10 protein-coding genes are annotated in these 13,859 nt (G+C 61.3%); 9 read left to right on the top strand and 1 reads right to left on the bottom strand.

The genetic code is table 11. From position 1 onward, the window contains the following. The first annotated feature begins 277 nt into the window (after nt 1-277). The 3 genes from IG627_RS06820 (at nt 278) to IG627_RS06810 (ending at nt 3,259) form a co-directional block, all read left to right on the top strand. Nucleotides 278-979 (top strand): YEATS-associated helix-containing protein, encoded by a 702-nt coding sequence (locus tag IG627_RS06820; protein ID WP_193191495.1) that lies wholly within the window; start codon nt 278-280, stop codon nt 977-979. 134 nt (nt 980-1,113) lie between these two features. Beyond that, on the top strand, nt 1,114-1,959 hold the full coding sequence (locus IG627_RS06815; protein ID WP_193191493.1) for an AAA family ATPase: 846 nt from the start codon (nt 1,114-1,116) through the stop codon (nt 1,957-1,959). Nucleotides 1,960-2,077: 118 nt separating this feature from the next. Next, nucleotides 2,078-3,259 (top strand): vWA domain-containing protein, encoded by a 1,182-nt coding sequence (locus IG627_RS06810; protein ID WP_193191491.1) that lies wholly within the window; start codon nt 2,078-2,080, stop codon nt 3,257-3,259. 142 nt (nt 3,260-3,401) lie between these two features. Here IG627_RS06810 and IG627_RS06805 read toward each other — a convergent pair whose 3' ends face one another. Next, nucleotides 3,402-4,880, bottom strand: coding sequence for a peptide MFS transporter (locus IG627_RS06805; RefSeq protein WP_193191490.1), 1,479 nt, complete (start codon nt 4,878-4,880; stop codon nt 3,402-3,404). A gap of 304 nt (nt 4,881-5,184) precedes the next feature. On the opposite strand from IG627_RS06805, the gene hrpA reads away from it, so the two are divergent. The 6 genes from hrpA (at nt 5,185) to IG627_RS06775 (ending at nt 13,843) form a co-directional block, all read left to right on the top strand. Next, on the top strand, nt 5,185-9,114 hold the full coding sequence (gene hrpA, locus IG627_RS06800; RefSeq protein ID WP_193191488.1) for an ATP-dependent RNA helicase HrpA: 3,930 nt from the start codon (nt 5,185-5,187) through the stop codon (nt 9,112-9,114). 220 nt (nt 9,115-9,334) lie between these two features. After that, nucleotides 9,335-9,667: an HvfA family oxazolone/thioamide-modified RiPP metallophore gene (locus IG627_RS06795; RefSeq protein ID WP_193191476.1), complete on the top strand. Its 333-nt coding sequence runs from the start codon at nt 9,335-9,337 to the stop codon at nt 9,665-9,667. 71 nt (nt 9,668-9,738) lie between these two features. Next, nucleotides 9,739-10,611, top strand: a complete 873-nt coding sequence (locus IG627_RS06790) for an HvfB family MNIO-type RiPP peptide maturase (RefSeq protein WP_193191473.1) — start codon at nt 9,739-9,741, stop codon at nt 10,609-10,611. Continuing rightward, the gene (locus IG627_RS06785) at nt 10,592-11,380 is read left to right on the top strand and encodes an HvfC family RiPP maturation protein (RefSeq protein ID WP_193191471.1); all 789 of its coding nucleotides are present in this window, start codon (nt 10,592-10,594) and stop codon (nt 11,378-11,380) included. Before IG627_RS06790 ends, IG627_RS06785 begins: the two co-directional genes overlap by 20 nt. A gap of 279 nt (nt 11,381-11,659) precedes the next feature. Continuing rightward, nucleotides 11,660-12,622: an MlaA family lipoprotein gene (locus IG627_RS06780; RefSeq protein ID WP_226864800.1), complete on the top strand. Its 963-nt coding sequence runs from the start codon at nt 11,660-11,662 to the stop codon at nt 12,620-12,622. A 39-nt stretch (nt 12,623-12,661) separates the two neighbouring features. After that, complete coding sequence (locus IG627_RS06775) at nt 12,662-13,843, top strand: PP2C family protein-serine/threonine phosphatase (protein ID WP_193191459.1); 1,182 nt, start codon at nt 12,662-12,664, stop codon at nt 13,841-13,843. The last annotated feature ends 16 nt before the right edge of the window (nt 13,844-13,859 follow it).

Below are 13,859 nucleotides of genomic sequence, written 5' to 3'. Positions count from 1 at the left end.
AATCGGGCCATGCCGCGTTGCTCGTCGTTCATTTAGCCAGCTAAACCACGCTCCTCGCGCCTTGCCTGGCCCGATTTGGGGCGGCAACGCGGCTATCGAATCTAATGTGAACAGGCCCTGAATCTCATTTCCTGATCAATGGCGCCGCATCCCCTCTCCGCTGTCGCTGCCAATCGTGACAGCTGCTATATCTATAAGGCTGGCTCCGCCATTGGCGCGGAGTTGATCAGAATAGATAGTTGCCAGTGCCAGGGCTGCGCATGGCAGAGGAACACGGATGCTCGACCATCTGCTTATTTTGACCGCGGTAATGCTGGTTTCCGGCGTTCTCGGCGGCCTGGTGAACTATTACCAGATGCTGTTTACCGAGGAGGACCCGGCCGGCCTGGCGCGCTGCCTGATCATGGGGCTGTGTGGCGCGCTGATGGTGCCGATTTTCCTTAAGTTCACCCAGAGCGACCTGCTGATCGAGATCCAGGGTGACCCCTCGCGCCTGCTGATTTTCACCGGCTACTGCCTGCTCGCCGCCATCGCCTCGCGCATGTTCGTTTTTAATGCGGCGCGCCGCCAGCTGCGCGATGCCAGCATCGCCCGCGCGCGGGTGGAGAACCTGGAGCAGGAGCTGCGGGCCATGCAGTTAGAGATGATGCCACTGCTGGAGCATGAGATAGAGGGCGATCCGGAGCAGGGGCCGACACTGGATTTCAACCAGATCCGTAAGCTGGATGAAAATGCGCTGCATGTGCTCAAGCTGTTGAACGATGGTGACTGCGTATTCCGCTCCCTGTCCGGCATGGTGCAGGAGGGGGGCATGGAGACCAACTCCGCCGCCCGCGCCCTCAACAGCCTGCTGGTGCTGGAGATGGTGGGCAAGATCCACAGCCACCTGGGTATCCGCTGGTATATCACCGACAAGGGCCGCCAGGTGGTGCATCGCCGCAGCACCCAGGCGGCCGATGGCCGCGTCGTGAGTGGTTAGTGGTCGGTGCGGGTGGTTGCTGGATAGAATACCGACTACCCACTGATCACTGAAAATGGTCGTTTCCGCCTTTGGCTCCCTTCCCTTAATCACTTACTATTTGCGTTTTCCCATACGCAAATACGAGAGTGACGATGAAATTTACCGGCACCGACAGCTATGTAGCCACCGAGGATCTGCAGATGGCGGTGAACGCTGCGGTCACCCTGCAGCGACCGCTGCTGATCAAGGGAGAGCCGGGCACCGGCAAGACACTGCTGGCTGAGGAAGTGGCACAGAGCCTCGGTCTGCCGCTGATCCAGTGGCATATCAAGTCCACCACCAAGGCGCAGCAGGGCCTGTACGAATACGACGCGGTATCGCGGTTGCGGGATTCCCAGCTGGGGGTGGACAAGGTTCACGATATCCGCAATTACATCAAGCGCGGCAAGTTGTGGGAGGCCTTCGCTTACGAAGAGCGCGCTGTATTGCTGATCGACGAGATTGACAAGGCGGATATCGAGTTCCCCAACGACCTGCTGGTGGAGCTGGATCGCATGGAATTCTTCGTCTACGAGACCGGCGAGACGGTCAAGGCGAAGCAGCGCCCGGTGGTTATCATTACCTCCAACAACGAGAAGGAACTGCCGGATGCCTTCCTGCGCCGCTGCTTCTTCCACTACATCAGCTTCCCCGACCGAGACACCATGCACAAGATCGTCGATGTGCACTACCCGGATATCAAGGACAGGCTTGTGGCCGAGGCGATGGATATTTTCTTCCAGCTGCGCGAGGTGCCGGGCCTGAAGAAAAAACCCTCCACCTCCGAGCTGATCGACTGGCTGAAGCTGCTGCTGGCCGACGATATTCCCGAAGAGGTTCTGAAAAACCGCGACGGCAGCAGCGCGATTCCGCCGCTCTACGGTGCCCTGCTGAAGAACGAGCAGGATGTGCATATGCTCGAGCGCCTGGCCTTTATGGCGCGCCGGGAAAACCGCTGATCGGGCACCGTTCCCCCTGTGGGAGCCAGCCCTGCTGGCGATTTATTACCGCCGACAGGCACTGTTATCGCCAGCAGGGCTGGCTCCCACAAAAATCTGCAAATATCTGTTCGTAACTATGCTGATCGGATTTTTCCTCAACCTGCGCCGCTACAAACTGCCGGTCGCAATCACCGAGCTGCTGGCCCTGATCGAGGCGCTACAGCAGCGCCTGGTGTTTGCGAATCTGGAGGAATTCTATTTCCTCGCCCGCACCTGCCTGGTCAAGGACGAAAAGCACTTCGACAAGTTCGACCGCGCTTTCGATGCCTACTTCAAGGACCTGGAAACCCTCGACGATATCCTCGAGCAGATGATTCCCGAGGACTGGCTGCGCGCGGAATTTATGAAGCAGCTCTCCGATGAGGAAAAGGCAAAAATCGAGAGTCTCGGCGGCCTGGAAAAGCTGCTGGAGGAATTCCAGAAGCGCCTCGAGGAACAGAAGAAGCGCCACAGCGGTGGCAACCGCTGGATAGGTACCGGCGGCACCAGTCCCTTCGGCAACAGCGGTTATCACCCCGAGGGTATCCGTGTCGGCGGCAGCAGCAAGAACCGCTCGGCGGTCAAGGTGTGGCAGAAGCGCCAGTTCAAGAATCTGGACGACAGTATTACCCTGGGCACGCGTAATATCCAGGTGGCGCTGCGCAAACTGCGCAAGTTCGCCCGCACCGGCGCCGCCGAGGAGCTGGACCTGGACGACACCATTTCCTCCACTGCGCGCAACGCCGGCCTGCTGGATATCAAGATGGTGCCGGAGCGGCACAATGCGGTGAAGGTGCTGATATTTTTCGATGTGGGCGGTTCCATGGACCCCTATGTGCGCGTGTGCGAGGAGCTCTTCTCCGCCTGTCGCTCCGAGTTCAAGCACCTGGAGTATTTCTACTTCCACAACTTCGTTTACGAGCATGTGTGGAAGGACAACCAGCGCCGCTATTCGGAATCGACACCGCTGCTGGAAGTGCTGCGCACCTATGGCAAGGACTACAAGGTGATTTTTGTCGGCGATGCCTCCATGGCGCCCTACGAAATTACCAGCCGTTACGGCAGCGTCGAGCATATGAACGAGGAGCCGGGCTCCGCCTGGATGGAAAGGATCACCGACACTTACGGCAAACTGATCTGGCTAAACCCCATCGGCGAGGAATACTGGCAGTACACCCCCAGTATCGGCCTCACTCAGCGCCTGGTGGACGGGCATATGTACCCGATGACGCTGGAGGGGTTGGATAGGGCTATTGCCTATCTGATTAAAGGCCGCTGAACTTGATTTCCGGTTTCGTCATACCGGCGCAGAGCCTGTGCCGGACTTGATCCGGTACCGGTATCCAGTATTGTGGCACTTCGCTGTCTGCAGGTTCCGCAGCTGGATCCCGGAACGAGTCCGGGATGACGAATACGGGATGTTACTCACTAAAGTGCCGCGGCGGCGTGCCCTCGTGATCGGCGGTGATGCTGATCTCTTCCCTGGTGGTATCGGCCAACTTCACGTGGATCTCTTCGGCTCCGTGCATCCAGTCCACCAGCTTGTTGCGCAGGAAGAACAGGATGATGCCGGCCAATATCGCCGCGATGGCCACGCCACCGAAGGTGGCCAGGGGACCGGATTCGCCCACCAGCTTACCGATTTCCGCCGCACCCTTGTTGGCGATACCGATAAACGCAAACCACAGCCCCATCATCAGTGACAGGTAGCGCAGCGGCGACAGTTTGGTGACCATCGACAGGCCGATGGGGGACAGGCACAGCTCGCCGATGGTGTGGAAGATATAGGCGAAGATCAGCCACCAGGGACTGGCCTTGATGGTCTCCGAGTCGCCGATCTGTATCGCCGCGCCGCACATGGCGACAAAACCCAGGCCGAGGAAAATCAGGCCCATGCTGAATTTCGCCGGCGAGTTGGGCTCGCGGTCGCCGAGGCCGATCCAGATGCTGGCGATGATCGGCGCCAGGATGATGATAAACAGCGGGTTGACCATCTGTAGCCAGCTGGCGGGAATCTCCCAGCCGAATACGTTCAGGTCGGTGTTGTACTTGGCAAACAGGTTCATCGAGCCCGCCGCCTGCTCGAAGCCGGCCCAGAAGATCACCGTGAAGACACCGAGAATCAGGATTACCTTGATGCGGTCGCGCTCCTCCGGTGTCAGCGGTTTGTGCTTATCCTCCTCGCTCAGTTTTTTCAGGCCCAGCTGTGCCGAGGGCTTGTTGCCTATCTCGCCCAGGTAGTGCCTGGCCTGGGTCATCTGCAGTATCAGGCCCAGTAGCATGCCGAGGCCGGCGACAAAGAAGGCCAGCTGGTAGTTCACCTTCTCACCGATCCAGCCGATTACCAGGTAGCCGAGGATCGAGCCCAGGTTGATACCCATATAAAAGATCGTAAAGGCGGTATCGCGGCGCTTGTCGCCCTCGTCGTAGAGGTCGCCGACCATGGTGGAGATATTCGGTTTGAAGAAGCCGTTGCCGACGATCATCAGCGCCAGGCCCAGCCACAGCATATAAATCTCGCTGCCGTCCGGTAGCCACTTGTGGGGGAAGCCGAGGGCAAACTGGCCCAGCATCATCAAAACGCCGCCGAACATGATGCAGCGGCGCTGGCCCCAGATATTGTCCGCCATCCAGCCGCCGATGATCGGCGTCAGGTATACCAGCATCGCGTACCAACCCAGGTAGCTCAGGGCCTTGGACTGCAGCTCCGTATCGGACAGCTGTTCCCAGCCGAACACCGCCGCGGTTGCGGCGGAGGTGAGATAGAAGACGAAAATACCCCGCATACCGTAGTAGCTGAGCCGCTCCCACATCTCGGTGCCAAACAGCAGAAACAATCCCTTGGGGTGGCCGAGCATTTCGCCGGCACTTGCCGGGGGCTTGGGTTTCAGATCTTGCATAGATACAGCTCGCAAGTGGTGGGGTGTCCGCTGCCGGTTTACTTTTCCTTAGTAGGAGCGGCCCATGGCCGCGATCAATCTATCCGGGAACGCCGATGCACCGATCGCGGCAACCGCCATGGATGGCGGGAATGCCGATTGTGCATGGAGCACACAATCGGCCATGGGCGGATGGCCGCCCCGCCGCTCCTACAGGCACTGGGCAGGGCAGTCGACCTCAGTATAGTTCAGCGCCAGATTGTTCAAGCCTGCGCCAACGCGATGGGGCGGGTATAATCGCCCGTTTGCAGTTTTCTCCCGAACCATGAGTCATACCGATACCGACAGCTCCGTGAGCGCCCTGGAACAGCAGATCACCCGGTGTATGGGCGGCGATCGCTATCGCCTGCGCAAAACGCTGAACAACCTGCGCCGACGGCTGAAGGAGGGCAAGCCGGCGGACCGCATGCTCGGGCAGCTAGTGGAGCAGGTGGACGCGTCCCAGGCCCTGGCGGAGGCACGCCGGCAGAAGCTGCCGCAGGTGCACTGGCCGGAAGGGCTGCCGGTGGTGGCGCGGCGCGAAGAGATCGCCGAGTTGATTGCCGAACACCAGGTGGTGGTGGTCGCCGGCGAGACGGGCTCCGGCAAGACTACCCAGTTGCCGAAGATCTGCCTGGAACTGGGGCGCGGTATATTCGGCCAGATTGGCCACACCCAGCCGCGCCGTATCGCCGCACGCACCGTGGCTAATCGCATCGCCGAGGAACTGCAGCAGCCCCTCGGTGAATCCGTGGGCTACCAGGTGCGCTTTACCGATCATAGCACCGAGCACACCCATATCAAGCTGATGACCGACGGCATACTGCTGGCGGAAATTCAGCGCGATCCGCTGCTGAACAAATACGACACGCTGATTATCGATGAGGCCCACGAGCGCAGCCTCAATATCGATTTCCTACTGGGCTACCTGAAAACCGTGCTGCCAAAGCGCCCGGACCTGAAGCTGATTATCACCTCGGCCACCATCGACCTGGAGAAGTTCTCCCGGCACTTCGGCGATGCACCGATTATCGAGGTGTCCGGGCGCACCTACCCGGTGGATATCCACTACCGCCCGCCGCTCGATAGCGACCAGGACCTGAACGAGCAGGTAGTGGCCGCGGTGGAGGAGTTGCTGCGCGAAGAAAAGTCCAGTGGAAAGCGTGGTGGCGATATCCTGGTATTTATGAGCGGCGAGCGCGAGATCCGCGAGTGCCACAAGGCGCTGCGCGATGCCCAGCTGCCGCAGCTGGAAGTGCTGCCGCTCTACGCGCGCCTGAGCCTCGCCGAGCAGGCCAGGGTGTTTCACGGCCACAAGGGGCGGCGTATCGTGCTCGCCACCAACGTGGCCGAGACCTCGATCACCGTGCCCGGTATCCGCTACGTCATAGATCCGGGTACCGCGCGTATCAGCCGTTACAGCTACCGCAGCAAGATACAGCGGCTGCCGGTGGAGGCCATCTCCCAGGCCAGCGCCAACCAGCGCGCCGGTCGCTGCGGTCGCGTCAGCGCCGGCGTCTGTGTGCGCCTCTACGATGAAAAAGATTTCGCGCAGCGGCCGGAATTTACCGATGCGGAGATACTGCGCACCAATTTAGCCGCAGTGATACTGCAGATGTTGCAGATGCGTATCGGCGATATCCGCGATTTTCCCTTCGTGGATCCACCGGACGAGCGCCTGATCAATGACGGCTACAAGCTGCTGCAGGAGCTGCAGGCGGTGGATGCGGGCGGCAAGGTGACCCAGCAGGGCCGCGCCCTGTCGCGCCTGCCGCTGGACCCGCGCCTGGGCCGCATGCTGATGGCCGCCGCCACTAGCGGCAGCCTGAGGGAAATGCTGATCATCGTCAGTGCCCTGGCGGTGCAGGACCCGCGCGAGCGCCCGGCGGAAAAGCGCCAGGCCGCGGATGAGAAGCACAAACAGTGGCAGCACGAGCAGTCGGACTTCCTCAGCCTGGTGCAGCTGTGGGATGCCTTCGAGACCCAGCGCCAGGAGCTGAGCCAGAACCAACTGCGCAAATGGTGCCAGAAAAACTTCCTCTCCTGGCTGCGCATGCGCGAGTGGCGGGACATACACCACCAGCTGCGCGTCGCCTGCCGCGAACTGAAATTGAAAGAAAATGCCGAGGTCGCCGACGATTCGTCAAAAAACTATGCCGCCGTGCACAGCGCCATAGTGCCGGGTCTGCTCGGCAATATCGGCGTGCGCGATGAAAACAAGGAATTTATCGGCTGCCGCAATCGCCGTTTCCATATCTTCCCCGGCTCCGGCCAGTTCAAGAAGCCGCCGCGCTGGGTGGTGGCGGGTCAGCTGCTGGAGACCAGTCGCCTGTTCGCGCACACGGTGGCGAAGATAGAGCCGGACTGGGTGCTGGCCGCCGCCGAACACCTGGTAAAGCGCAACTATTCCGAACCCCACTACGACGCCCGCGGCGGCCGGGTGATGGCGTTTGAGAAGATCTCCCTCTATGGACTGGTGCTGGTGGAGAAGCGCCGTATCCACTACGGCAAGCTGGATCCGCAAACCTCGCGCGAGGTGTTTATTCGCCAGGCCCTGGTGGAGCAGCGCTACCGCGGCAAAGGAAAGTTCTTTAAACACTACACCGACCTGCTGAAAGATCTCGAAGACCTGGAGGCCAAATCCCGTCGCCGCGATATCGTCGTCGACGACCAGGTGATCTTCCAGTTCTTCGATGAGCGGCTGCCGCGAGATATCGTCAATCTGGCCGGCTTCGAACACTGGCGCAAGCAGGTCGAGGCGAAGGACCCGCAGCTGCTGTTTATCCCCCGCGACCTGCTGATGCTCTCGAGCGCCGAGCACGTGGGCGAGGCGCAGTTCCCGGATGAGTTGCGGGCGGGGGGTATCGAGTTCCCGCTCGGTTACCATTTCGAGCCGGGAGCCATCGACGACGGCGTCAGCCTGCAGGTGCCGGTGGGCGCCCTGCACCAGGTGCCGGCAGCGCGCCTGTCCTGGCTGGTGCCGGGACTGTTGCGCGACAAATGCATAGCGCTGGTCAAGGCTCTGCCGAAACAGTGGCGCAAACATTTTGTGCCGGTGCCGGCGGCGGTCGACGGGGCGCTGCCGCGGCTGCAGCCGGACAAAGTGCCCCTGTGGCAGTCGCTGGCAAAAGAGCTCAAGCGGCAGACGGCCCAGGAGCTGCCGGATGCCGCCTGGGAATCGGCGGAGCAGTCCCTGGAGGATTTCTACCGCTTCAATATTCAGGTGCTGGACGAGGAGGGCAAACTGCTCGACCAGGGCCGCGACCTGCCCGGGCTGCAGACCCGCTACAAGGACCGGGTGCAGAAGGAACTGGCCAGTGCCGGCGATGACTTCGAGCGCGATGGTATCACCCGCTGGGATATCGGCGACCTGCCCGAGACCCACACGCTGCAGCAGGGCGCGCTCAAGGTGCGCGCCTATCCGGCGCTGGTCGAGGAGAGAGAGAGCGTCTCCCTGAAGTTGCTCGACAACCCTGCAGAGGCGCAGAGGCTCAGCCGCGCAGGTATCTGCAGACTGGCGCTGCTGCACCTGCCGGAGCCGGTCAAATACCTGCGCAAGGAGCTGCTGCGGGGCAAGGAGCTGGGCCTCTCCGCCGCCGACCTGGGCGGGCGCGAGGAGGTGGCCGACGATATCCTGCTGGCGGCCGCGCGCGAGGTCTTCTGGCCCGACGAACAGTGGCCGCGCACCGAGGCGGAATTTCTCGCCGCGCTGGAGAAGAGCGCTGAGCTGGTGGGGGTGGCCCAGGACATCGCCGAACTGCTGGTGAAGGCGCTGGCGCAGCTGGTGCCGCTGCGCAAGCAGATCAAACAGCAGAAAAGCCTCACTGTCGCCATGGCCGTGGGGGATATTCAGCAACAACTGGCCGGCCTCTTCTATCGCGGCTTCCTGTTCGATACGGGGCTTCTGTGGCTGCGCCAGTACGGCCGCTACCTGAAGGGCATAGTGTTGCGTCTGGAAAAGGCCGCGCTGGACCCGAACCGCGACCGCCGCCTGCAGGCGGAATTCCACCAGGCCGCCGAGCCCTACCTGGCGCTGGCGGAGCGCCGGGACTCCAGAAGCCTCGCCGCCGAGCCACAGCTGGCGCAATACCGTTGGTCACTGGAGGAATTCCGCGTCTCGCTCTTCGCCCAGACCCTGAAGACCCAGATGCCGGTATCCGCCAAGCGGTTGCGCAAGCTCTGGAGCGAGGTAGAGCAGTCCATCGCCCTGGGCTGAGTCACAGGGCATTGGGCCGGGGCTCTCCTCCTCCAAATAAACTGCTCTGGCGCTGTAACAATCCCGTCCCTACGGCGACGAACAGGGAGAGAAGGGCGCCGACCCTGGTCCCGTCTCAACTTTGTGACTGATTCCCTCTCTGGAGCGCTATACTCCTGCGGAAGATTGTCACGTCTTGACGTGTTTTTCATTACACAGGGTTTTTATCAGGAGAATTTTTATGAGCAAGAAGAATCTTTCCCCGGTAGCTGCGGCCGTTGGTGCTGCATTCCTGGCGTCGGCTGCGATGAATGTTTCCGCCTCTATGGACAGTGGCGCTAATCCATTCGCCGCCGAGGAATTGTCCTCCGGTTACAATCTGGCCATGCAGGATGATGAGGGCAAGAAAAAAGAAGGCAAGTGCGGCGAGGGCAAGTGCGGCGAAGACAAGAAGAAAAAAGAAGGTAAATGCGGCGAAGGCAAATGCGGCGAAGACAAGAAGAAAAAAGAAGGTAAATGTGGCGAAGGCAAGTGCGGCGAAGGCAAGAAGAAAGAGGGCAGCTGCGGTAATTAAACCGTTACCGGTGGGGGCGCTGTCTGCTGTATGACTGCGCCCCTGCCAATAAATTTACCTGAATATAATCTATGACGACTCCCGCCATACCCCATCATCCGGTCACAGGTGCCGGCCTCGGACTGCGCCGCTCGATGATGGGCGAAGACCTTGCCGACGACGCGGTGGATTTTCTCGAAGTGGCGCCGGAAAACTGGATAGGTGTCGGCGGGCGCCTGGGGCGCTGGTTTCGTCAACACACCGAGCGCTTTCCGTTTGTGATTCACGGCCTCTCCCTGTCGATCGGTTCACCGGCGCCACTGGACCTGGAGCTGGTCAGGTCCATCAATCGGTTTATCCGTGAGCACGATATTCGCTGCTACAGCGAACACCTCAGTTACTGCTCCGACCACGGCCACCTGTACGACCTGCTGCCGATTCCGTTTACTGCCGAGGCGGTGACCTATGTGGCCGGGCGTATTCGCAGGGTACAGGATATTCTCGAGCAGCGTATCGCCATGGAGAATGTCTCCTACTACGCCGCCCCAAGGGTTGACGGCCGGCAGGAAATGACCGAACTGGAATTTCTGAACGCGGTGCTGTGCGAAGCCGACTGCGACCTGCTGCTCGATATCAACAATATCTATGTCAATACCATCAACCATCGCTACGATCCGCTGGAGTTCCTGCGCGGCCTGCCGACGGAGCGCATCCGTTACGCCCATGTGGCCGGCCACTACGATGAGGCAGAGGACCTGAAGGTGGATACCCACGGCGCACCGGTGATAGACCCCGTGTGGCAACTGCTGGCGCAGGCCTACGCCACACACGGCCCGCTGCCGACGCTGCTGGAGCGGGATTTCAATATTCCGCCGCTGCCGGAACTGCTGGGGGAAGTGGACAGGATCCGGAGCCTGCAGGTCGATCAAACGGCGGAGGTGCTGCATGTCGGCAGCCGCCGATAAGACGATGCGCTTCCAGCGGCTACAGCAGGCCTTTGCCGCTCATTTGCGCGCCCCGGATCAATGCGAACCGCCGCCACATATCGAAGACAGGCGCATGGGCATCTACCGCGACCTGATCTACAACAATATCGAATCCTTTATCGCCGGCGGCTTCCCGGTACTGCGCAGTCTCTACAGCGACGAGCGCTGGCACCGGTTGGTACGGGACTTTGTCGGGCGCCACGTCTCCCGCAGCCCCTATTTCCTGCAGATCAGCGAAGAATTCCTGGCTTACCTGCAGAATGAGCGCGGTCTGGTGGCCGGCGATCCGCCTTTCCTGCTGGAACTGGCCCACTACGAGTGGGTGGAGCTGGCGTTGGATGTGCACGAGGCGGAGTTTCCCGCGGGCCTGGAAACTGAGGGCGATCCGCTGGCGCAGATCCCGGTGGTGTCGCCGCTGGTGTGGAGCCTCAGCTACCGCTATCCGGTGCATCGCATAGGTCCGGCGTTCCAGCCCCAGGAGCCGCCGCAAACCCCCACCTTCCTACTCGTTTACCGCGATCGTGACTATGAAGTCGGATTTATGGAAATCAATGCGGTCACCGCTCGGCTGCTGCAGCTGGCGGAGGGGGGGGAGCTCTGCGGGCGCCGGTTGCTGGAAAACCTGGCGGCGGAGATGCCCCAGGCCGACAGTAAAGCCCTGGTGGAATTCGGCCGCGGGCTGCTGCAGAAGCTGCTGCGCGCCGGTGTTATCGCCGGCCTGCGCCCCGAGTGTGGTGTAACGTACTAAATGTGGTTATCAGAGCCCCCCAAATTGTTCACAGTTAGGCGCCGCTCGCAGGGAATGGCGTGCCCTTTTCAAGAGCGGCAACGCCGCAGTGGACGATTTGGGGGGCTCCCTTCAGGCGGCCTGCTGATAACCACATTTAGTACGTTACACCACACCAGCCCTTGCCCGAATCTCCATAATCGTTGATCGAAAGCAGCTGCTATGCTGCCGAGGGTGGTTTACATAATGCGGGGGCGTTAGAATCCTTGCACTGTAAATTCATTAGAGAGGAGCAGGGTTTTGCTGGGACGCACAGTTATCTCGCCCTGGTTGATTGCCGCGACACTGGCCGCCGCGCCAGTGCTGTCAACGGCGGCGCAGGATCCTTTTGCGGAGACGGAACAGGAAGTTCCGGCGCCGCAGCAACAGGGTATTGACGCACCGCAGGCGCCGACCGAACAAAGTGGTTCCGGTGCCAGCGATGCTGCGCAGGCCGATGGCGGTGACCCCTTTGCCGAAGGTGGCGGGGAGGGCGACAGCGGTGCCGGAGAGACTTCGGCACTGGAAGACGAGTACGGCTTCGATCCGGCGGATGAGTTCGCCAGTGATGAAGAGCCGGCCGCGCGCGATCCCTGGGAGGGTTTCAACCGCGCCGTCTTCCGCTTCAACGACAGCGCCGACCGCTGGGTACTGAAACCGGTAGCCACCAGTTACCGGCAGATTACCCCCATCTTCATGCAGCACGGGATCAGCAACTTTTTCGGTAACCTGCGCGAAGTCACCAACACCTTCAACAGCGCCCTGCAGGGCAAGTGGGGCCAGGCGGGCAACGATGCCGGTCGCTTCCTGGTCAACAGCACTGTCGGCGTAGCTGGTCTGTTCGATGTGGCCGAGCATATGGGCCTGGATCCCAGCGACGGCGAGGATTTCGGCCAGACACTGGCGGTCTGGGGAGTGCCCTCGGGTCCCTACCTGGTACTGCCCTTTATGGGACCGTCCACCGCGCGCGATATTCCCGGCGAGGTAGTGGACTGGTATACCAATCCACTCACTTATGTCGATCATGATGCCACTCGCTATGCCCTGAAGTTCACCGATCTGGTGCAGACCCGCGCCAGCCTGCTGAAGGCGGAAACCCTGCTGCAGGGCGATCGCTATGTACTGTTGCGGGACGCCTACCTGCAGCGTCGGGAATACCTGATCAACGACGGCGAGCTGGAGGATGATTTCGGCGGCGACCTGGAAGATGAGTTCGACTTCTGAAGCCTGCGCAGCCCTCACCCATAATCAAAGAGCCGCTCAATGGCCGGCCGCAAAAGCCTGTTACTGATTGAGGAAGACCAGCGCTCCCGCGATTTCGTGCGGGGCGCCCTGTCGCGCCTCGGATTTGAGGTGGTGGTGGCGCAGAGCGGTGTCGAGGGCGTAGGCCGGTTTGCCCCGGGGTTGTTCAGCCTGGTGATCACCGACCTGCACCTGCCGGATATGGGCGGCCTGGAAGTGCTGCGCAAGATCAAGCATCTGTCGCCGGATACCGCGGTAGTGGTACTGGCCTCCGACAGCGAAGTCAGCGACGTGGTACAGGCGCTGCGCCTGGGTGCCAGCGACTACCTATTGAAACCCCTGCAGGACGCCGCGGTCATCGACCACGCCGTCTGTCGCATTACCAATGCCGAAACCCTGGAGCTGCAGAACCGCGAGTACCGGGAAGAGTTGGAGCGGCGCAACCGCGAACTGCGCGACCACGTAGAGCTGTTGCAGCGGGACCAGCAGGCCGGGCGCCTGTTGCAGCAGCATCTATTGCCGCGCACACCCTATCAATACCCGGGCGGTATAGAGGCCGCCTACCGCCTGAACCCCTCCCTGTATCTCAGCGGCGATTTTGTCGACTACGGACTCTTCGGCGAGCGCTTCGTTGCCTTCTACCTGGTGGATGTCTCCGGCCACGGCGTCTCCTCGGCGCTGGTCACGGCGCTGATCAAGCACAGCATCATGCACCTGCTGCGCGAAAAACCCCTGTTTGCGCAGTTGGACACTCTCGACAGCGACCTGTTGGATATCCTCGGCATGATCAACAGCGAGCTCCTCTCCACCCGCCTGGACAAGCACGCCAGTATGTTCGTGGGGGTGATCGACGGCCGTGCCCGGCAGCTGCACTACGCTGTCGCCGGCCAGGTACCCATGCCGGCCCTGATCACCGCCAGCGGCGCCGACTGGCTCCCGGGTAAGGGGCGGCCGCTGGGACTGTTCGAGCAGGGCAACTGGCAGGTCATGCGTGCGAGCCTGCCGCCGAGCTGGCGCCTGGTGGCCTGTTCCGACGGTGTGCTGGAGCTGCTCGAGGGGGACCTGCTGCAGAAAGAGGCCCGACTGTTGCAGGCGATAGATCACAGCCGCGGCGACCTGGACAGCCTCTGTACCGAGCTGCACGTGGACACCTCCGGGGCCCTGCCGGACGATGTCACTATACTGACCCTACGCCAAGGCTGAGCTTGCCCGGTTGGGC

This window comes from Microbulbifer taiwanensis (assembly GCF_014904815.1).
Taxonomy (GTDB): Bacteria; Pseudomonadota; Gammaproteobacteria; order Pseudomonadales; family Cellvibrionaceae; genus Microbulbifer; species Microbulbifer taiwanensis.
This window is presented reverse-complemented; position numbering and strand designations above follow the sequence as displayed.